Below are 19,180 nucleotides of genomic sequence, written 5' to 3' on the forward strand. Positions count from 1 at the left end.
TATGGTGTGCGTGCCTTGGGAGACCACGAAACCGTTTCAGCACTGTGGTATTTCCCTTCATGAAAGTCTTGAAAGGCCAGGACGTCCTGGCACTTGGTTTTATGACCTTCGCGCTGTTCGTCGGCGCGGGCAACATCATCTTCCCGCCGATCGTGGGCCTGCAGTCGGGGCCGCATGTGTGGATGGCCGCGCTGGGCTTCCTGATCACCGCAGTCGGCCTGCCGGTGATCACCGTCGTCGCGCTGGCCAAGGTCGGTGGGGCGATGGACACCCTGAGCCACCCCATCGGCAAGGTCGCCGGCGGGTTGCTGGCGGCTGTCTGCTACCTGTCGGTCGGGCCGCTGTTCGCCACCCCGCGTACCGCCACCGTGTCCTTCGAAGTCGGCCTGGCGCCGCTGACCGGGGAGGGCGCGCTGCCGCTGTTCCTCTACAGCCTGGTGTACTTCGCGGTGGTACTGGTGATCTCGCTGTATCCGGGCAAGCTGCTCGATACCGTCGGCCGCTTCCTCGCGCCGCTGAAGATCATTGCCCTGGCCGCCCTGGGCATCGCCGCCTTCATGCTGCCGGCTGGTCCCATCGGCGTCGCTGAACCGGCCTACCAGGCCGCGGCGTTCTCCCAGGGCTTCGTCAATGGCTACCTGACCATGGACACCCTCGGCGCGCTGGTCTTCGGCATCGTCATCGTCAACGCGATCCGCTCCCGTGGCGTCGACTCGCCGCGGCTGATCACCCGCTACGCCATCATCGCCGGCCTGATCGCCGGGGTCGGCCTGGCGCTGGTATACATCAGCCTGTTCCGCCTGGGCTCGGGCAGCCACGACATCGCCGCCGGTGCCGCCAACGGCGCTGCCGTCCTGCACGCCTATGTACAGCACACCTTCGGCTCGCTGGGCAGCACCTTCCTCGCCGTGCTCATCGCGCTGGCCTGCCTGGTCACCGCCGTTGGCCTGACCTGCGCCTGCGCCGAGTACTTCTGCCGCATCCTGCCGCTGTCGTACCGCAGCTTGGTGGTCATCCTCGCCGGCTTCTCGCTGCTGGTATCGAACCTGGGCCTGACCAAGCTCATCCAGTTCTCGATCCCGGTGCTGACCGCCATCTACCCTCCGTGCATCGTGCTGGTGGCGCTGAGCTTCTGCGCCAGCCTGTGGCGTTCGCAGACCCGCATCGTCGCCCCGGTAATGGTGATCTCCTTCGTCTTCGGCCTCATCGATGCCCTGAAGGGCGCCAAGCTCGACGCCTGGATGCCGGCGTGGATGGAACACCTGCCGCTGGCCGAACAGGGCCTCGCCTGGCTGATCCCTTCGGTCGTGATGCTGGCCGTGATGGTGGTGATTGATCGCCTGCTGGGCAAACCTCAGGAAGCGATGGCCTGATATCCTGCCATCCACGAAAAGGCCGCCCACAAGGCGGCCTTTTTCATGCAGGTCGATTTATCCCGTTCGCTGAAGGTCAGCGGATGCCCTGGTTCCTCAGCGCCGTCGGGGTGTAGTCGACGCTGCTGGCCTTGAAGCCGAACTCCACCTGGGACTTCTCCTGGTTGGTCAGGCCGGACACCAGGTAGCGACCATTGATGAGGTCATAGATGGCCTCCACGCCCAGCCAGGGAATCTGCTTGTCGTACAGCGGTGTCATGAAGCTCTCGCCCACGCGCCAGAGGGTGCCGCGGCCGTCGTAGTGGTCGGCGAGCACGGCCTGCCAGGTGTCCTCGTCGAGGAACAGCACGCGGCGTGCATAGATGTGTCGCTCGCCGGCGCGCAGGGTGCCTTCGACCTGCCAGACGCGGTGTTTCTCGTAGCGCACCAGGTCCTGGTTGAGGTGGCCGGGTTTGACCAGGTCGTCATAGCGGTGGGTGGTGGAGTCCAGGGCGAAGCTGTTGTAGGGCACATAGATTTCCTTCTTGCCCACCAGCTTCCAGTCATAGCGGTCCGGCGCGCCGTTGAACATGTCCAGGTTGTCCGCGACACGCAGGCCATCGGAGGCCGGGTAGGGGCCGTCGTAGGCGATCTGCGGGGCGCGGCGCACGCGGCGCTGGCCAGCGTTGTAGACCCAGGCCATGCGTGGCTCGCGGACCTGGTCGAGGGTTTCGTGGACCAGCACCACATCGCCCGCCAGGCGCGCCGGCGCGGTGACCAACTGCTTGTAGTAGAAGAGGACGTTGTTGTCCTTGTCCGGGCTGTAATCGGTGAGCTGGTCGCGATAGCTGAACTGCTGCTGGAAGTAGGTGGGCGTGTAGGTGCCGCTGGCGGTGGGCGTCGCCTGCACGTGCAGACGCTGGGCGCTGCCGCCGCGGTAGCGGGTGATGTGGTTCCACAACGCCTCGACGCCGCTCTGCGGAATGGGGAAGGGAATCGCCGTCTGGAAGTCCTTCAGGCCATTGCCGCCCTCGACCAGGCTGGCATGGCGCGCATTCGCGGACACAGCTTGCAGTACCGCTGCCGGGTAGGTCGCCGAGCGATGCGCGGGATAGACGTTGAGGTGGTAATCCGGGTAGCGCTGCAGCATCGCCTGCTGGCCCGGCGTGAGGTTCGCCGCGTACTGCGCCATATTCTTCGCGGTGATGGTGAACAGCGGTTTTTCCGCGGCGAAGGGGTCGCTCAGGCGGCCGTCAGCGCCGCGACTGCCTGCGTTGGCTGGCAGGCCGCCGTCCCAGGCGGGAATGCTGCCGTCGGCATTGCCGGCGCGCTCCGCACCCAGGGGCGTGAGGGTGTTGCCCAGTTTCGCCGCTTCCGTTTCGGGAACGGCAGCCTGGAGGTTGAAGGGCAGGGCCAGGAACAGCAGTGAAGCGCACGCAAGTTTCTTGTTCATCGGTTTTTCTCCGCTTAGAACGACACGCCAAAGCTCAGGGCAAGGAAGTCCCGGTCGGTATTCACGTTGTACTTACCGCCGAAGAAGTTGGTGTAGGAAAGGCTCATGTTGTAGGTGTTGAGGTAGGTGCCATCGACGCCGATGCTGATCGCCCGCGCGCCCTGGTTGAAGCCCGGCTCCGGGGCGTAGCCGTGGACGTCGTGGGACCAGGCCAGGTTGGGTCGCACCGTGGCGCCGTCGATGAGGTCGGCGTATTCCCAGATCGCCCGCGTCTGGTAGCCCCAGGCGGTGCTGGTGACGAAGCCGGAGTCGTTGCAGTACTGCGGCGTGACGCTGTTGCCGGTGCACAGGCTGTTGTCGGGGTACAACGCGCCCTGGCCGAACACCGGGCTGCGGCCGTAGCGCAGCTCGTCGTCGCCGCCCAGGCCGCCGACGTGGGTGACGCCGATCTCGCCGATCAGGGTCAGGCGGTCGGCGCCCATCACCTGGTCGAAGAAGTGCGTGGCGGTGACCTGCGCCTGGGTCACTTCCTTGCGCCGGTAACCCTTGAGGACCGCGTCGTTGGCCGGTGCCGGCGCATCGCCGTAGACCGGTGTGAGCGCCGGTATGCCCAGGGTCGAGGTGACCAGGTCGACCGGGTTGATCTGCACCGGCATGTTCGGCCGGTAGCTGATCTCGCCGGCCAGGGTGGTGCCGGTGGGCAGGCTGGTGCTGAAGCTCAGCCCGTAGAGCTGGATGTCCTCGGGGTAGTCGGCGAAGTACTGCGCGCTGCCCAGCCGATAGGCCTGGGTCAGTTGCTGGCCGGCGCTGCTGCCGATCACCGCGCCGCAGAGCGCGTCGGGAATGCCGAGGTTGCCACACAGTTGCGGGGCGAAGCCCAGGTCGGCGGCGTGCGGGCCGCTGCGCAGGCTGAGGTAGGGCTGGCGGCTGTGGTAGTTGATGAAGTAGCCGGCGAATTCGCTGTCCAGTTCCGGGGCGAACCAGCGCAGCGCCGCGCCCCACTGGCCGTCGTCGCGCGCTTCGTTGTCCTTGCCGCGAGGGATGACGATGCCTTCGTCGGTCAGGTTGATTCCGGCCGGCGCCAGGGCCTGTACCGCCAGCGGGTTCTGATTGATTACCGGGCCGGCGGCGAGACCGTTGCAGCCGTCGGCCATCACGTCGGTGGTGGAGAAGAAGGTGCCGCAGTTGTCGATCACCGTCTTCTGCCACTGCAACTGGTAGAAGGCCTCGGCGGACAGGTGCTCGCTGAAGTTCTGCGAGACGTAGAACATGTTCACCGGGATCAGGCCTTCCTTGATCTCCGAGCCGGGCCGGCGGAAGGCGGCGACGTCGATCGGGTTGATGGCGTTGATGCCGCCCTGGATGAAGGTGCTCTCGCCCCAGCTCACCACCTGCTTGCCCAGGCGCACGGTGCCGGGCAGGTCGCCGATGCTGTAGTTGTGGTAGAGGAAGGCATCGAGGAACTCGGCGCCCGACGCCTTGGCGCCTTCCTCGCGGCCGTTGTCATCGATGTCCTTGAAGTGCAGGTGCTCGTCCTTGAGCTTGAAGTCGTACCAGTACTTGCCGCGGAGGAAGGCGCCGGAGTCGCCGTATTTGAGCTCCAGGTCGTGGATGCCCTTGAACACCTTGGAGAAGGTGTCGCCCTCGCGGAAGTTGCGCTTGCCGTCATCCGAGCTGTGGCTGTGCAGCAGTGCGGCGTCGGCGTTGCGCATGGCCCAGCTGGCGCCGACTGACAGGCTGGAGTCGAACTGCCCTTCGATCTCGCCAAGGGAGAAGGTGTAGGCTTGCGCGCCGTTACCGAAGAGGGCCAGGCCGATGGCGGCGGGTAGCGCAAGCTTGTGCAAGGCGGGTGATCTGCGGTTCATCTGAAACGACCTCTTGTTGTTGTTCTGTCGTCTGCCGGCCCTTTTTCGGGCGCAGCGGCTCCCCGCTGGCCCGCGGTCTGCGGGCCAGTTGATGAAGGTGGTGAGGTGGAGGCGCTAGAGGCTCAGGTCGAGGGCGTCCTCCCCGAGCGTGATCTCACCCGAATACTCATCGGCCATGCCGCTGACGAACATGCGTCGGGCGAGGAAGTTGTCCGGGGCGGGAATCAGGTGGGTAAGCAGCAGGTGGCGCACCCCGGCACGCTGGGCCATGCGCGCCAGCTCCAGGGTGTCGGCGTGGTAGTCGAGCACGCGCACGGCCTGCGCGCCGCGATCCGGCTGCCCGGTGCGTTCCAGCGCGGCGGCGCCTTCGCGGACCAGATGGGCGTTGATCGCCTCGTGCACCACCAGGTCGGCATCGCGCATGGCCTGGAGATAGCGCTCGCTGACGCGGGTGTCGCCGCTGATGAACAGCTTCTTGCCCTGGTAGTGCAGTACGTAGCCGTAGGCCGGTTCCACCGGGTGGTGATCGACACGGTAGGCGTCGATGGTCACCCCGCCTTGGTCATAGACACGCACCGACTCCAGCCCCTCGACGATCTCCACCCGGCGCGGCTCGGCGAACGCCAGCTGCTGGTTGGTCGGCGGCAGGGCGTGGGCGCTGCGGTAACCGGCGTCCTGGGCGTAGGCCATGGCCAGACCTTCGACGACCTGCTCGACGCCGGGCGGGCCGTAGACCAGGAAGGGCGTCTGCCGGCCGTAGATCCAGCTGTGGTTGATCAGCGCGCCGAGGCCATTGAAATGGTCGGAATGCCAGTGGGTGATGAACACCTGGTTCAGCGCCTGCACCGGCACGTGATTGGTCTCCAGGTTGCGCATGGCGTTTTCGCCGGCATCGAAGAGGAACAGTCGACCGCCGGCAGCCACCAGGGTGCAGGCCTGGCCACGGGTAGCGTTGACCTGCGGCGTGCCGGTGCCGCAGAGGATGACGCGGATGGCGTTGCCGCCCTGGATCAGGGACTGGTCGGTGTGGTCCTTGACCATCGTATCCAGGGCCGCGTGCTGGATGCGTTCGCAGCCGGGCAGGGCGAGGACGAGCAGCAGAGCAAGGGCTCGGGGCAGTCGGGGGCGCATGGCACTTCCTTCGTTTTATTGTTGTTTCGGGTGCGAGCGAGGCGGTGGTGCGATTGGTCTCAGCCGTGCCAGTCCACCGCGAAGCTGTAGCGGCCCAGCGCGCGGGCCAGTTCATCGCGTCCGGTGCCGGCGCGAACCTGCGCCACCAGCCCGCGACGGGCGTCCTGCACCACCTCCACGGCGATGCCGGCCAGACCCTGGTTGTCCGCTTCCTGGTGGATCACCCGAGCGATCTCGCGTTGCTGCAATGCGGGCTTGAAAATCTTGCCCACCGGCGTGACCGGCAGGGCGTCGAGAATCTCGATGCGCTTGGGCACCGCGGCGCGTTCGCTGATCCGCTGGTTGGCGAAGTCCAGCAGCGCGGCGCTGTCGGTACGCTGGCCGGCGGCGAGCTGCACGTAGGCCACGGGAATCTCGCCGGCATGCGGATCGGGGCTGCCCACCGCGGCTACCAGAGCAACTGCCGGGTGCGCCTGCAGTGCCTCCTCGATCTGCTTCGGGTCGATGTTGTGGCCACCGCGGATGATCAGTTCCTTCTTGCGCCCGGTGAGCCAGAAGTAGCCCTGGGCGTCCTGTCGCCCGAGGTCGCCGGTGTTCAGCCAGCGCTGTCCGCCGATGTCGATCCACAGGCCCTTGTTGTGGCTGTCGTCGAGGTAGCCGAGGAAGACGTTCGGGCCGTGGATGGCGATCACCCCGACTTCGTCGGCTTCGGCGTCGCGCAGATAGTCGCCGTGGTCATCGAGGATCACCGCACGCATGCCCTGGTAGGCCAGGCGCAGCCCGATGGAGCCGATCGGGCGCTCGCCGTCGGGCGGGTTGCTCGACGAGACGCAGGCGCCTTCGGTCAGGCCGTAGCCTTCGAGGATACGCACGCCTACCACGCGCTCGAACTCGCGGAACAGTTCCACCGGCATAGGCGCGGCGCCGCACAGCGCGTACTGCAGGCTGGACAGGTCATGGTTGGCGACCGGTTGTTGCAGGAGTGCCGAATAGACGGTTGGCACGCCGGAGAAGAAGTTGATGCCAAAGTGCTGGACCATCGCCCAGAACGCCGGAATCACCCCCTCGCCGCGATAGCCCTGGGGCGTGCCGATGATTACCCGGTCGCCATGGGTCCAGGGCATCAGCCCGGTCACCAGCTGGCCGTTGACGTGGAACAGCGGCAGCCCGCAGAAGATTACCTGGCCGCTCTGGCGTGGCTGCATGTTGGCGGCCATGGCCCAGGCGTTGAAGACTTCCGAGCCGTGGCTGCGCTTGGCGATCTTCGGCAGACCGGTGGTGCCTCCGGTGCAGAAATAGGAAGAGGGCTCCTCCGCGCGGATCACCCGGCCGCTGCTGAGCTGCTTGCCATTCTCGCGGCGCATCAGGCGGCGCAGGTCGTGGATGCGCAGGCGCGGGTGGCGAGCGCGTTCGCGCCGGGCCATCCAGCGCAGCGCGAGAGACGCCACGCTGCCGACGTAGGGCGCCATGCTCACCCAGAGCACATCGCGCACCCCGGGCAAGCTGTCGAGTTGGCTGGCCAGTTTGGGCCACAGGTCGCTGCCGGGTGTCGGCGCCAGGGTCACTACCAGCCGAGCATTGGCGGCACGCAGCAGGTCGCCGATCTGCGCGGCTTCCAGCAGCGGGTTGATCGCCAGGACGATGCCTGCGGCCTCGCCGCCCCAAATGACGAAATGGGTCTCCGGCAGGTTCGGCAGGAGGAAGGCGACCACGTCCTTCGGCCCGACGCCAAGCCGATGGAAGGCGTTGGCGGCGCGGGTGATGTCGGCGAACAGCTCGGCGTAGGTCCAGTCGTGGGTACGGCGGAAATCCTTTGCTTCGAGGAAGAAGCTCAGCGCCGTTGCCTGGCCGTGCTGCGCGGTGCAGCGACGCAGGGCCTCATAGGTGCTGGCGGGCAGTTCGCGACGGGACAGCGGTACGCTCTCCAGTGCCTGGATGTCGGCGAGGGTCTGCACGGCCATCAGGCTTGCTCCACCACACGGTTGCGCTGCACGCCCAGGTCGATCACGCCGTCGGCGCTACGGATGCTGGCTTCGACCAGATCGCCGGCCTTGAGGTACTGGCTACGCCCCGCCTGCGTCTTGAGGAAGGCTTTCCACTTGATGTGCTCGGGTAGCAGCGCGGCGATGCGCTGCTTGGCTGGCGAGGGGACCGACAGTGCGCAACCGGCCGGCGTGCCGGTGGCGATCAGGTCGCCGGCGGCGAAGTCCTGCACGCCGGACAGCTCACTCAGAGTCTCCGCCGGGCCGTGCACGAGGTTGGCGGTGCTGTCGCTCTGGCGCACTTCGCCGTTGACCGTCAGGCGCAGCTGCAGATCCTTCAGGTAACGCATGTCGTTCTTCTGCAGCAGGCACAGGTACGGGCCGACCGGGCCGAAGGTGCGGAAGCTCTTGCCCTTGTAGAACTGCATCTGCGGGATCTGGATATCCCGCGCCGAGTAGTCATTGACGATGACCACGCCAGCGATGAACTCGTGCAGGTTGGCGTCGCTCACCGCGACCTTGCCAGTGATCTCGCGGCGCAGCACCAGGCCCAGTTCGATCTCGTAGTCGAGGAAGCGCACCTGGCGCGGTTTGATCAGGTCGCTGTCGGCAGCGACGATGCAGCTCTGCGCCTTGGTGAAGATCATGTTGAAGTGCTTGGCGTCAGGGTCCATGCCCGACTCGATCATGTGCTGGCGGTAGTTGGCGCCCTGGCAGACGAACTGCTGGTCGCGGGTGATCGGCGATAGCAGCTTCACCGCATCCAGCGCCAGTTCGTCGCCGCGCAGCTCACTCAATTCCTCGATCTGCATCTGACGGATCAGCTCGCCGGTGCTGACGTAGCGGTCGGGCAGGGGGCTGATGCGTCCCTGGCGCAGCACGCCCCAGCGGGTTTCGTTCTGGTGTTCGAAGCGGACAAGGTGCACGGGCATGGGGGCGACTCCTGGTACTGCTGTGGGCCGCGTCGGGGCGGCGATTGTTGTTGTGCTGTTTGTTGTGCCGCGGGGCTAGCCGAACATCCGCGCCAGGGTGATCAGCTTGCGCAGCGTCAGGTCCGGGCTGTGCCGCAGGTTGTGCAGCAGGATGCGCAGCTTCTGCAGGTTCATCGCCGGCTTGGTGAAGCTCTTGGGCATGCGCTGGCCCCACTGCGACATGGCTTCGGGGCTGACGCCGTGCAGTCCGGTGGGACGCTCGGCGGTGAACAGGTCGCCGTCGCAGTAGTGCTCGTGCTTGTCGCCCCAGGGGTCCTGCCAGTAATCGAAGATCTGGCTGCCGAGGATGTGCCGGCCGATACCCCAGGCATGCTTCCAGCCGCGTTCGCGCAGCACCCGCTGACCCATGCCGACGGCGTCGGCATCCACTACTTCGTAGGCGCTGTGGCTGTAGGCCGCCATGAAGCCCTGGGCCAGTGCCAGGGTGTGGTGGTCGGCGGGTGTGTCGCCCAGGTCCAGGCGCAGGAAGGCTACCGCCGGGGAGCCATCGGGCAGCACCTGCACGTCGCTGGGAATCAGGCCGAAATGCTCGGTGTACCAGCCGGCGGTGGCCTGGTAGTCGGCCACTTCGAGCACCACGTGGCCGAGCTTGATGATGTCCGGCGGCGCCACGGGCGGGCGCTGGGTGGCGTTGATCCGCGGTGCGTCGTCGACCTGGTTCAGCGGCAGGGCCGCCCGGTGCGCCAGTTGGCTGGCCGGCTGCTGGCCGTGGATCGCCTCGACGACGAAGCCGGAAGGGTCGTTCAGGCTGACGGACTCGCCGCCACCGGGAGTACTGAGCTTCTGGATCGGCGAGGCGCCCGGCAGGCGTGCCAGCCGTTGCAGGTCCTCGCGCGATTCCACGACCAGGCCGAAGCCGACGAAGCGCGCCTGTGCCGCCTGTTGCACCCGATAGCAGTAGGGCGCCGGGCCGGTGCCGCGCAGATAGAGACAGTCGGCATCGCGGCGCGCCAGGGTCAGGCCGAAGTCGCCAAGAAAGCGTTCGGCCTGCTCCAGGTCCGGGCGCTCGAAGATCAGGTGCGCCAGCGCGCGGGCCTTCACCGTCGGCTGCGGATGGCGCGCCGGCTGCGGCGTTGCCAGGGAAGTAGAGGAGTGCTGACGGCTCATGTTTGTTGTTCTCCGTGGCTTTCGTCAGGCAAGGCTTCGCCATCGCCCCTGAAAAGGAGCGTTGGCAGGTTCGGCTGGATCAGTCCGCTGGCGGTAGCACCGGCAGCTCACCGGTGGACAGGCTGTGTGCTTCCTCCGGCGCCACGCCGAGCGCGCGCAGGGTTAGTTCTGCGGCATCGCTGCCAGCCTGGCGCCACGTGCGGTGGCCCTCCAGGACCAGAAAGATGGAGCTGAGCACGGACCCGGCAATCATCGAGATCACCGACGGCAGCTGCTCCTGGCGGAAGCTGTAGCGGCCGTTGGCGAGCCCGCTGAGCAGGTCGGCGGTGGGTGGCCCGAACCACATGCCGCGCAGCGATTCCTCGCTCATCGAGAAGCGGCTGATGAAGGCGCCCCAGTGCGGTTCCTCGTGGGCCCGGCGGACGAAGAAGCGCATGCCGTTGGCCAGGCGCAGGGCCGGGTCCGAGGTCTCGCCGAAGCTCTTCACCACGCGCTGGTGCATCTCCGCCGCCAGGTGGCTGGCCACGTGCTGGAAGAGGTCGTCGATCGACTGCAGGTTGTTGTAGATGGTGCCCCGGGCCACACCGGCCTCCTGCGCCAGATCGCTGATGTTCACCTGGCTGGCGCCCTTCTCGGCGAACAGGCGCAGGGCGGCCTGATGGATGCGGCGTTGTACGGGGTTGAGGGTTTCCATGAAGAAATGGCTCCAAGGTCAAGCTTGGAGCGATTGAACACTTGCGTTCAAAATAAGTCAACAGGGTCCATTGGTCGTCATTTTTCCTGCTTTCTCCTCGGTTTCTTCCGACTTCCGGACCTTTCCAGTACCGCGGCGGTGCTCTGGAAAGGCTCTGGCCGGCGGGTTTGGTTAGGCAATTCGAATCAAAATTGATCTCCAGTTGACTAAATTGAACACTAGTGTTCAAAATGATTCGGCGATGTCTTCCCCTGGAGCAAGCAATGCAACAGTCCACAACAACAACGACAACTTGTGACGTGATCATCGTCGGCCTCGGCCCCACCGGGGCGGTACTGGCCAACCTGCTGGGCCGCTATGGCTGGTCGGTGATCGGCCTGGAGCGCGACGAGGACCTTTACTATGCCCCGCGTGCCGTGCACTTCGACGACGAGATCATGCGCATCTTCCAGTCCGCTGGCCTGGCCGACGACATCGGCCGCACCAGCGAGTCGTTCACCGACATGGAAATCATCCTGCGCCCCGGTCGCAAGCCGGTGACCCGCTCGCGCATCGGCAGCCAGGACCGCCGCTACGGCCATCCCGGCGCCTGGTGGTTCCACCAGCCGACCCTGGAACGGCATTTCCACGACGGGCTCAAGCGCTACCCCAACGTCACTCCGGTGTATGGCTGCCGAGTCACCGGCGTCGAGCAGGATGCCGAAGGCGTGCGCGCCACCGCCGTACAGCGCGACGGCAGCGAGCGGGTGTTCCAGGGCCGCTACCTGATCGGCTGCGATGGCGGCAAGAGCTTCGTCCGCCGCGAGGCCGGGCTGCGCCTGGAGTCAGCGGATTTCGACGAGGCCTGGGTGGTCGTCGATACCAAGACGCGCTCCGGCGAGAAGGATGCGTTGCTGCCGGCCAACCACTCGCAGGTGTGCAACCCGGCGCAGCCGGTGACTTACGTGCCGATGGCCGGCCCGTACTACGAATGGCAGTTCATGGTCACCGGCGGCAAGTCCGAGCGCGAGGCCACTGATCCCTACCTGGTGCGCCAGCAGCTGCGCGACTTCGTCGACCTCGACAAGATCGAGATCACCCGCATCGCCTACTACAAGTTCCACGGCCTGTGGGCCAACGACTGGCGCAACGGCCGGATCATCCTGGCTGGCGACTCGGCTCACCAGATGCCGCCGTTCCTCGGCCAGGGCATGTGCTCGGGCGTGCGCGATGCCAGCAGCCTGTGCTGGCGGCTGGACATGGTGCTGCGCGGGGCCGCGCAGGAGAAACTGTTCGACGACTACGAGGCCGAGCGCTCGGCCCACGTGCGCGAAATCATCAACGGCGCGATGTTCCTCGGCAACGTCATCCAGACCCGCCACCGCGGCGTGGCCTTCCTGCGCGACTGGCTGCTGTTCCGCATCGCCGGCATGCTGCCGTTCGCCAACAAGGCGTTCAACGAGCGCGCCAACCGCAAGAAGCCGCTGGCTGCCGGCTTCTGCGGCTGGGGGCATCGGCTGTCGGGCCACCTCGCGCTGCAGCCGAAGGTGTTGCGGGAGGAGGAGGGCGAGCGGGTGCTGCTCGACGAGGCGCTCGGCCACGGCTTCGCCTTGCTCGCCCGGCGAGGTTGCCTGGACACCCAGCGCGCCCTGCTGGAGCGGCTGGCGCAACAGGTGGAGCTGCGCCTGCTGGAGTTCGCCGAAGACCCGACCAGCCCGGTGCTGGGCGACCCCACCGGCGCGCTGCAGGACTGGTTCGACGAAGCCGACATGGACTTCGTGCTGATCCGCCCCGACCGCTACGTCTTCGACGCCGGCCGTGCCGACCAGTTGGGTCGTGTCGCCGAGCGCTTCCTCGCCGGTCTGGCACTGGTCCGGCACAGCAACCAACCCCAAGGAGTGGCGGCATGATCGACACGCCCGTTCTCATCAGCGGCGCCGGTCCGGTCGGCCTGACCCTGGCGCTCAACCTCAGCCGCCTGGGCATTCGCTCGGTGCTGCTCAACGATCGCCGGGAGACCACCACGCATCCCAAGCTGGACGTGGTGAACTGCCGCTCGATGGAAATCTTCCGCCAGTTGGGCCTGGCCGAGCGCATCCGCGCGGCCGGCAACCCGGTCGACGCCAACCAGTACTCGGCAATGGCGGCGTCGGCCAACGGGCCGTTCTACAGCGTGATGGCGGACCGTCACCTCATTTACCAGCCGGTCAGCCAGGCCGAACAGGCCATCCGCGCCTGCCGCGACGGCAGCCTGCCGCTGGAGTCGATGCAGCGAATCGCGCAGATGCACCTGGAGCCGGTGCTGATGGCCGAGGTGCAAGCTGACCCGAACATCGAGCTGCGCATGGGCTGGCGCCTGTACGGCTTCGAGCAGGGCTCTACCGGCGTGGTGGCGATGGCCCACGAAGTGGATAGCGGCGAGGCGCAGCAGTTCTTCGCCCAGTACCTGATCGGCTGCGACGGCCCCAACAGCCGCGTGCGCAACTTCCTCAACATCGATTACGACGGCACCCGCGACCTGGTCGGCGAGCTGTTCATCATCCACCTGCGCTCCGACGAGATCGCTGGATTGTTTCCGAACAACCAGCCTTACTGGCACACCTGGCTGACCCGGCCGGGTTTTGCCGGGCTGCTGGTATCGCCGGATGCCAGCCGCAACGACTACGTGCTGCACCGGCCCTTTGCGCCGCGCCCCGGCGAGTCGCTGGAGAGCGTGGTGGACGCTGCCCTCGGCACCCGGCTGCGCTATGAGATCGTCCAGTCCGGCCCGTGGCGCCCGCAGTTCCTGGTAGCCCGTTCGTTCGGCCGGCAGCGTGTATTCATTGCCGGCGACGCTACCCACCAGTTCATGCCCACCGGCGGACTGGGGATGAACACCGGCGTGGCCGAGGCGCACAACCTGGCGTGGAAGCTCGCGGCCTGCCTGGCCGGCTGGGGTGGCCCGCGCCTGCTGGAGAGCTACGAGGCGGAGCGCCTGCCCGTTGCCCGGCGCAACCGCGACCACGTGAAGAAATGCGCGGCAGCGACCTTCGAGGCGCAGATGCGCCGCGACGACGCGCTACTCGCCCAGGGGCCGGCCGGTGAGGCGGCGCGAGAGGCTGCCGGGCGCGAGTTCGAACGCAAGGTGTCGCGGCTCTACGAGTCGCTGGGCGTGGAGATCGGCTATCGCTATCACGGCTCTCCGGCGATCGAAGCAGACACCGCGAGTGAGCCGGCCTACGAGGAGATTCGCTACACCCCCACCACCTGGTCCGGCGCGCGCCTGCCCAGCGCGTTCCGCGAGGATGGCATGGCGGTCTTCGACCAGTTGGCCCTGGGCGGCTATACCCTGCTGGCCTTCGATGTGGACGCCGAGAGTTGCGCACCGCTGCAGGAGGCCGCCGAGGAATGCCGCGTGCCGCTGAGCGTTCTGCCGATTCACGAGAAGTACCTGGCCAGCCTGTACGAACGGCGCTTCGTGCTGGTACGCCCGGACCAGCATGTGTGCTGGCGTGGCGACAGCCTGCCGGTCGATTGCTATTCGCTGTTCAACCGTCTGCGCGGAGCCCGCTGACCATGAGCCTGTTCATCGATTCGCTGAAACTGCGCCTGCTCCTGCTGGCGTCCATCCCGCTGCTGCGCCGGGCCGAACGCCGCTCGGCGCGCCTGCGCGAGCTGCTCCACGAGGACTCGTTCGTGCTGCAGATTCGCACCGGTGATGGCGTCGGCGGTTATTTCCAACTGCGCGGCGGGGTGCTCAGCCTGCACCGTGGCGAGCACCGCAGGCCGGACTTCATCCAGCACTGGCAACGCAGCGCGGACGCGCTGCGGGTGATGCTCAGCCGCGACGAGACCGACATGCTGCGCGCCGTCGAAGGCGGGCAGTGCCAGTTGCAGGGGCGCTTCGCGGTGGCCCTGTGGTTCAACGAAGCCATGAAGATCGCCCGGGCTGCCTAGCCCCTCACGGATCACACAAGGACAACAAGAATGACGATCCAACAAGGTCGAATCGACGTGCACCATCACATCATCCCGCCGGCCTTCGTCGAGGTCATGGCGAAAAACGGCCTGGACATGGTCGCCGGCGCGCCGCTGCCGAAATGGTCGCCGCAGAAGTCCATCGAGGTGATGGACCTCAACGGCATCCAGACCGCCATTACCTCGCTGTCGGCGCCGGGCGTGCATTTCGGCGGAGGAGTGGAGCAGGCCCGCGAGCTGGCGATGCGCTGCAACGACTTCGCCGCGCAGATGCGGGCCGATCATCCGGGGCGCTTCGGCAACTTCGCCGTGCTGCCCACTCCCTTCACCGAAGCCGCCTGTCGCGAGGCCATCCGCGCACTGGACGAGCTGAAGGCCGAAGGCGTGGTGCTGCTGGGCAGCACCGATGGGGTGTTCCTTGGCGACGAGCGTTTCGACGAGCTGATGGCCGAACTGGACCGCCGCGCGGCCATCGTCTTCGTCCACCCGAACATGCACGAAAGCAGCGAGAAGCTGGGCATAGCCGCGCCGGGTTTCCTCGTCGAGTTCCTCTGCGACACCACCCGTGCGGCAGTGAACCTGATCCTCACCGGCACCCTGGAGAAGTACCCGCGCATCCGCTGGATCCTCGCACACGGCGGCGGCTTCCTGCCCTACGTGGCCTGGCGCGTGTCCCTTGCCAATGCCCTGCCGCAGTTCCAGGACAAGGCCCCGCAGGGGGTGATGACCTACCTCAAGCGCTTCTACTTCGACACCGCGCTGTCGCCGTCGCGTTACTCCATGGCGGCGCTCAAGGAGCTGGTGGAGCCCTCGCAGATTCTCTTCGGCAGCGACTTCCCCTTCGCGCCGGCGCCGGTCACCACCCTGACCTGCCAGACCCTGGAGCAGAACACCCTGTGGTCGGGTGCGCAGCGCTACGGGATCAACCGGGGGCACGCGCTGAGCCTGTTCCCGCAGTACCGCGATGCCCGCGAGCAGGTGGTGGCGGCGCCGATCTACAGCGGCGAGTCGTTCGCCAGCCGGATCAAGCGCAGTCTCACCCGTCCGCTGGGCGCCTACGTCGAGCGGGTGCGCAGCCGTTGAGCCAGGTCCCAGTGATTAACGGAGAAGCGATCCCATGAGCACCCTGTTCGAACCGTTGCGCCTGCCCAACGGGCAGGTGATCCGCAATCGCATCGCCAAGGCGGCGATGGAAGAAAACCTCGCCGATGCCGACCACGCGCCTGGCGAAACGCTGCTGCGCCTTTACCAGCGGTGGGCCGAAGGCGGGGCCGGGCTGATCATCACCGGCAACGTGATGGTCGACCGCCGCGCGCTGACCGGCCCGGCCGGCGTGGTGCTGGAGGACGACCGTCTGCTGCCGCGCTTCAGACGCTGGGCCGAGGTCTGTCGCAGCCAGGGCGCGCAGGCCTGGATGCAGGTCAACCATCCGGGCCGCCAACTGATGGCCGACCTTGGCCAGCAAGCCCTCGGGCCATCGGCTATCGCCGTGGACATTCCCGGTTTGAAGGGCGTCTTCGCGCAGCCGCGTGCCTTGTCCGGCGCGGAAATCGACGGGCTGATCCAGCGCTACCTGAACACCGCTCTGCTGGCCGAGAGCGCCGGGTTCACTGGCGTGCAGGTACATGCCGCGCATGGCTACCTGTTCAGCCAGTTCCTCTCTCCGCTGAGCAATCAGCGCAAGGACGACTGGGGCGGTAGCCTGGAGAACCGCGCGCGTATCCTGTTGCGCACGGTGGAGGCGATCCGCGAGCGGGTGGCTCCGGAATTCTGCGTGGCGGTGAAGCTCAACTCCGCCGATTTCCAGCGCGGCGGTTTCGAGGCGCGGGACGCCGAGGCCGTGGTGCGTCTGCTCAACGAGCGCGGCGTGGACCTGGTCGAGCTGTCCGGCGGCAGCTACGAAAGCCCGGCGATGCAGGGGCAGACTCGCGACGGCAGCACACTGGCGCGGGAGGCCTACTTCCTCGAGTTCGCCGAGCGTATCGCCGCGACGGCACGCATGCCGCTGATGGTCACCGGTGGCATTCGCAGGCGCGAGGTCGCCGAACGCGCCCTGCAGGGCCCGGTGGCGATGGTGGGGATGGCCACGGCCCTGGCAGTCGATCCCACGCTGCCACGGCGCTGGCAGGCCGGCGAGGGCGCACAGGTCGAACCGATAGTCGTGGCGTGGAAGAACAAGGCCTTCGCCGCCGTGGCGACCCAGTCGGTGGTGAAGAAGCAACTGACGCTGCTCAGCCAGGGCCGCCCGACCAATCCGCGCACCTCGCCACTGCTGGCGCTGATCGGCAACCAGCTGAAGCTGCGCAAGCTGTCGCGTCGCTACCGGCTCTGGGTCGCTCAGGCCTGAGTCGCGTTCAGTCGCCCTGCGGCAAGGGCAGGGCGGCTAGCTTCGCCGCCCTGGCGGGAGTGGCGCCGAGAGCGCGCAGGACCATCTCGCTGAGCAGGATGTCCTGACCCTCCGGCGCCCGGCCCTCGAGGCTGGCGCGGATGGCTCCGGTGGCGCAGGCAAGCACCAGGTCCAGGGCGACATCTTCGTTCTCGTAGTTGAAGACGCCTTCGGCCTGCCCGCCGCGCAGGTCGTCGCGAACATGCCCGGCCAGCGTCGAATGCATGGCCTGGTCGTAATGGATCACCCGCAACAGCGCGCTGGCCCATTGCGGGTCGGCCTGTGCGTGCAGGACGAACATGCGCACGCCGATGGCCAGCCGTCGGGCACCGCTGGAAATGCCGGCGCTGAGCTGGGTGATGGTCTCGGAGAAGTCGCCGGCCAGCGAGATGCCCACGGCCTCGGCCAGCTCCTCGCGGGTCTTGAAGTAGTTGTAGATGGTGCCGGTGGAGACCTGTGCCTCGGCGGCCAGGTCCTGGAACACCGTGGCCGCGATGTCCTGCCGGGCGAACACCCGCAGCGCCGCATCGAGCAGTCCCTGGCGGGTGCGGGCGCGCTTCTTGTGGCCGCGGGTGAGGGGTTCGCTGTGGTCTTCGCGGGGCTGGCGGTCGGTCATGGCGATCATTCGTCTGCGGGGCTGCGGCGATGATACGGGATGCCCATGGCCAACCGGTACCCGCTCATGCCCGCAGCAGCGCCTGGCAATGGCGCAGCAACTCGGCGGCCTGCTCGGGCCGGCCCTGATGCATGATGATGCGGTCCGGGCGCACCACCACCAGCGCCGGATCAGGCCAGGGCGCGAGCAGTGATCCGTCGAGGGTTTCGGCAAGATCCACGCGGCTATCGTCGCGGGCATGGACGATCTGCAGGAAGCTGCCTCCCAGTTCCAGCCATTGCTGCTGTTGCGCAGCGTCGAGCCACTGGCGCGGGTCGGTGCCCAGGCCGACCAGTTGCAGGCGATCGCCCAGCAACTGGTCACTCAGGCAGATGCGTCCGGCGTTGCGCACCCAGCCCTGGGGGAACAGCCCGCCGCTGACCGGTCGCGCCTGCCGCGGGCTGCGCACGAACAGGCCGCGGCGGAAGCGGTGCTTGGGCTTGATGTCCAGCTCCTCGAAGTGCCGCCGCGCCGCCGGGATCAGCCGCAGTGTCTTCATCAGGCCGTGGATCAGGGCGGCGGCCAGGGCATTGCCGGGCATGACCAGGCGACCCATGAGCTTGGCCAGGTCGATCATCTCCCGCGCGTGGGGCTGGCGCTCCTGATCGTAGCTGTCGAGTATCCGCGGCGAGGCGCGTTCCTGGAGTACCCAGGAGAGCTTCCAGGCCAGGTTGGCCACGTCGCGCAAGCCGGCCACCAGCCCCTGGCCGACGAAGGGTGGAGTGATGTGCGCGGCATCGCCGACGAGGAAAACCCGACCCTGCTGGAAGCGTTCGCAGCAGCGGGCGTGGAAGCGATAGACCGCCTGGCGCTCGATGGTCAGGTGCTGCGGCTCGATCCAGGGCGCCAGCAGGCTGCGGATGCGCTCCTGGTCTTCCATTTCGTCGCGGGTTTCGCCGGGGCGGAGCATGAACTCCCAGCGCTCGCGGCCGCCGGGGGCGGGCATGTGCGGTGTCGGCCGGCGGTGGTCGCAGAGGAATTCGACGTGGTCGATGGCCTTTCCCTGGCGTGAGCCGGCATCGACGATCAGCCAGTCCTCGGAATAGCTCTGGCCGTTGAATTCCTGGCCGATCAACCCGCGTACCCGCGAGCTTGCGCCGTCCGCGCCGACCAAATAGCGGCAACGTACATGGTGCTGCACGCCGGCTCCGTCAAGCAGGGTGGCGCTGACGCCGCAGTCGTTCTGGGTGAACTCCTGCAATTCCAGGCCTCCCCGGCAGCGCAGATTCTCGTAGTGCCGGGCCTGTCGGCGCATCGCCTGTTCGAGGTCCGGTTGGTAGAAGGTCACCAGTTTGTGGTGGCCGTCGATGCGGCCGCTGGTGTTGGCCTGGCCGAACTGGCCGACGATGGGGCAGTGCATCTTCACCTGGGGGATGACCACGGTTTCGAACGCGTCTTCCCCCAGCCCGGCGAGCTGGAGGATGCGCAGCGCTTCGTTGTCCAGGGCGATGGCGCGCGGCATGGGCAGGATGTCATGGGCCTTGTCGATCACCAGGGCGTCCACGCCATAGCGGCCGAGCAGGGCAGCCAGCGTCGCGCCGACCGGGCCATTGCCGATCACCAGGACATCGACCGATTCGGGAAGGAGCTCATTGTTGTTATGCATTGGGAGATCCGCAGCCAGAAG

15 protein-coding genes are annotated in these 19,180 nt (G+C 67.1%); 6 read left to right on the forward strand and 9 right to left on the reverse strand.

Features of this window, described 5'->3' with window-relative positions:
* Nucleotides 1-59 precede the first annotated feature (59 nt).
* Nucleotides 60-1,373 (forward strand): branched-chain amino acid transport system II carrier protein, encoded by a 1,314-nt coding sequence (gene brnQ / locus IB261_RS11700; protein ID WP_081516702.1) that lies wholly within the window; start codon nt 60-62, stop codon nt 1,371-1,373.
* A gap of 76 nt (nt 1,374-1,449) precedes the next feature.
* Here the strand turns inward: brnQ and IB261_RS11705 are convergent, their stop codons facing one another.
* The 7 genes from IB261_RS11705 to IB261_RS11735 all read right to left on the reverse strand — a co-directional run bounded on the left by IB261_RS11705 (nt 1,450) and on the right by IB261_RS11735 (nt 10,576).
* Nucleotides 1,450-2,805 carry a DUF1329 domain-containing protein gene (locus IB261_RS11705; protein WP_151186674.1) on the reverse strand — a complete coding sequence of 452 codons (1,356 nt, stop codon included), beginning with the start codon at nt 2,803-2,805 and terminating at the stop codon, nt 1,450-1,452.
* 14 nt (nt 2,806-2,819) lie between these two features.
* Nucleotides 2,820-4,670: a DUF1302 domain-containing protein gene (locus IB261_RS11710; protein WP_192383031.1), complete on the reverse strand. Its 1,851-nt coding sequence runs from the start codon at nt 4,668-4,670 to the stop codon at nt 2,820-2,822.
* Between the two features lie 114 nt (nt 4,671-4,784).
* Nucleotides 4,785-5,801: an MBL fold metallo-hydrolase gene (locus IB261_RS11715; RefSeq protein WP_151186676.1), complete on the reverse strand. Its 1,017-nt coding sequence runs from the start codon at nt 5,799-5,801 to the stop codon at nt 4,785-4,787.
* 59 nt (nt 5,802-5,860) lie between these two features.
* On the reverse strand, nt 5,861-7,762 hold the full coding sequence (locus tag IB261_RS11720) for an acyl-CoA synthetase (protein ID WP_151186677.1): 1,902 nt from the start codon (nt 7,760-7,762) through the stop codon (nt 5,861-5,863).
* Nucleotides 7,762-8,715: a fumarylacetoacetate hydrolase family protein gene (locus tag IB261_RS11725; RefSeq protein ID WP_192383030.1), complete on the reverse strand. Its 954-nt coding sequence runs from the start codon at nt 8,713-8,715 to the stop codon at nt 7,762-7,764. Before IB261_RS11725 ends, IB261_RS11720 begins: the two co-directional genes overlap by 1 nt.
* A 75-nt stretch (nt 8,716-8,790) precedes the next feature.
* On the reverse strand, nt 8,791-9,882 hold the full coding sequence (locus IB261_RS11730; protein ID WP_192383029.1) for a VOC family protein: 1,092 nt from the start codon (nt 9,880-9,882) through the stop codon (nt 8,791-8,793).
* A gap of 79 nt (nt 9,883-9,961) precedes the next feature.
* Nucleotides 9,962-10,576: a TetR/AcrR family transcriptional regulator gene (locus IB261_RS11735; RefSeq protein WP_081516709.1), complete on the reverse strand. Its 615-nt coding sequence runs from the start codon at nt 10,574-10,576 to the stop codon at nt 9,962-9,964.
* 263 nt (nt 10,577-10,839) lie between these two features.
* Between IB261_RS11735 and IB261_RS11740 the strand changes: the two genes are divergently transcribed.
* From IB261_RS11740 to IB261_RS11760, 5 genes are read left to right on the forward strand one after another with little or no spacing between them, the layout of a single operon-like run.
* Nucleotides 10,840-12,465: a bifunctional 3-(3-hydroxy-phenyl)propionate/3-hydroxycinnamic acid hydroxylase gene (locus tag IB261_RS11740; RefSeq protein ID WP_192383028.1), complete on the forward strand. Its 1,626-nt coding sequence runs from the start codon at nt 10,840-10,842 to the stop codon at nt 12,463-12,465.
* Nucleotides 12,462-14,108: an FAD-dependent monooxygenase gene (locus IB261_RS11745; RefSeq protein ID WP_192383027.1), complete on the forward strand. Its 1,647-nt coding sequence runs from the start codon at nt 12,462-12,464 to the stop codon at nt 14,106-14,108. The genes IB261_RS11740 and IB261_RS11745 overlap by 4 nt, the downstream gene beginning before the upstream one ends.
* Nucleotides 14,109-14,110: 2 nt before the next feature.
* Nucleotides 14,111-14,491, forward strand: a complete 381-nt coding sequence (locus IB261_RS11750) for a hypothetical protein (protein ID WP_192383026.1) — start codon at nt 14,111-14,113, stop codon at nt 14,489-14,491.
* Nucleotides 14,492-14,521: 30 nt separating this feature from the next.
* Entirely contained in the window at nt 14,522-15,595 is a 1,074-nt protein-coding gene (locus IB261_RS11755; RefSeq protein ID WP_192383025.1) for an amidohydrolase family protein, read from the forward strand.
* Nucleotides 15,596-15,629: 34 nt separating this feature from the next.
* The gene (locus IB261_RS11760) at nt 15,630-16,859 is read left to right on the forward strand and encodes an NADH:flavin oxidoreductase/NADH oxidase family protein (RefSeq protein WP_192383024.1); all 1,230 of its coding nucleotides are present in this window, start codon (nt 15,630-15,632) and stop codon (nt 16,857-16,859) included.
* A gap of 7 nt (nt 16,860-16,866) precedes the next feature.
* On the opposite strand, the gene IB261_RS11765 is transcribed toward IB261_RS11760, so the two are convergent.
* On the reverse strand, nt 16,867-17,514 hold the full coding sequence (locus IB261_RS11765; RefSeq protein WP_151186685.1) for a TetR/AcrR family transcriptional regulator: 648 nt from the start codon (nt 17,512-17,514) through the stop codon (nt 16,867-16,869).
* A 64-nt stretch (nt 17,515-17,578) separates the two neighbouring features.
* Complete coding sequence (locus tag IB261_RS11770) at nt 17,579-19,159, reverse strand: bifunctional 3-(3-hydroxy-phenyl)propionate/3-hydroxycinnamic acid hydroxylase (RefSeq protein ID WP_192383023.1); 1,581 nt, start codon at nt 19,157-19,159, stop codon at nt 17,579-17,581.
* Between the last annotated feature and the right edge of the window lie 21 nt (nt 19,160-19,180).

The organism is Pseudomonas sp. PDM20, from assembly GCF_014852575.3.
Classification (GTDB): domain Bacteria; phylum Pseudomonadota; class Gammaproteobacteria; order Pseudomonadales; family Pseudomonadaceae; genus Pseudomonas.

Bases quoted from the DNA above. Each gene is read 5' to 3' on its own strand.
- brnQ (WP_081516702.1), top strand. From the start codon at position 60: ATGAAAGTCTTGAAAGGCCAGGACGTCCTGGCACTTGGTTTTATGACC.
- IB261_RS11705 (WP_151186674.1), bottom strand. From the start codon at position 2,805: ATGAACAAGAAACTTGCGTGCGCTTCACTGCTGTTCCTGGCCCTGCCC.
- IB261_RS11710 (WP_192383031.1), bottom strand. From the start codon at position 4,670: ATGAACCGCAGATCACCCGCCTTGCACAAGCTTGCGCTACCCGCCGCC.
- IB261_RS11715 (WP_151186676.1), bottom strand. From the start codon at position 5,801: ATGCGCCCCCGACTGCCCCGAGCCCTTGCTCTGCTGCTCGTCCTCGCC.
- IB261_RS11720 (WP_151186677.1), bottom strand. From the start codon at position 7,762: ATGGCCGTGCAGACCCTCGCCGACATCCAGGCACTGGAGAGCGTACCG.
- IB261_RS11725 (WP_192383030.1), bottom strand. From the start codon at position 8,715: ATGCCCGTGCACCTTGTCCGCTTCGAACACCAGAACGAAACCCGCTGG.
- IB261_RS11730 (WP_192383029.1), bottom strand. From the start codon at position 9,882: ATGAGCCGTCAGCACTCCTCTACTTCCCTGGCAACGCCGCAGCCGGCG.
- IB261_RS11735 (WP_081516709.1), bottom strand. From the start codon at position 10,576: ATGGAAACCCTCAACCCCGTACAACGCCGCATCCATCAGGCCGCCCTG.
- IB261_RS11740 (WP_192383028.1), top strand. From the start codon at position 10,840: ATGCAACAGTCCACAACAACAACGACAACTTGTGACGTGATCATCGTC.
- IB261_RS11745 (WP_192383027.1), top strand. From the start codon at position 12,462: ATGATCGACACGCCCGTTCTCATCAGCGGCGCCGGTCCGGTCGGCCTG.
- IB261_RS11750 (WP_192383026.1), top strand. From the start codon at position 14,111: ATGAGCCTGTTCATCGATTCGCTGAAACTGCGCCTGCTCCTGCTGGCG.
- IB261_RS11755 (WP_192383025.1), top strand. From the start codon at position 14,522: ATGACGATCCAACAAGGTCGAATCGACGTGCACCATCACATCATCCCG.
- IB261_RS11760 (WP_192383024.1), top strand. From the start codon at position 15,630: ATGAGCACCCTGTTCGAACCGTTGCGCCTGCCCAACGGGCAGGTGATC.
- IB261_RS11765 (WP_151186685.1), bottom strand. From the start codon at position 17,514: ATGACCGACCGCCAGCCCCGCGAAGACCACAGCGAACCCCTCACCCGC.
- IB261_RS11770 (WP_192383023.1), bottom strand. From the start codon at position 19,159: ATGCATAACAACAATGAGCTCCTTCCCGAATCGGTCGATGTCCTGGTG.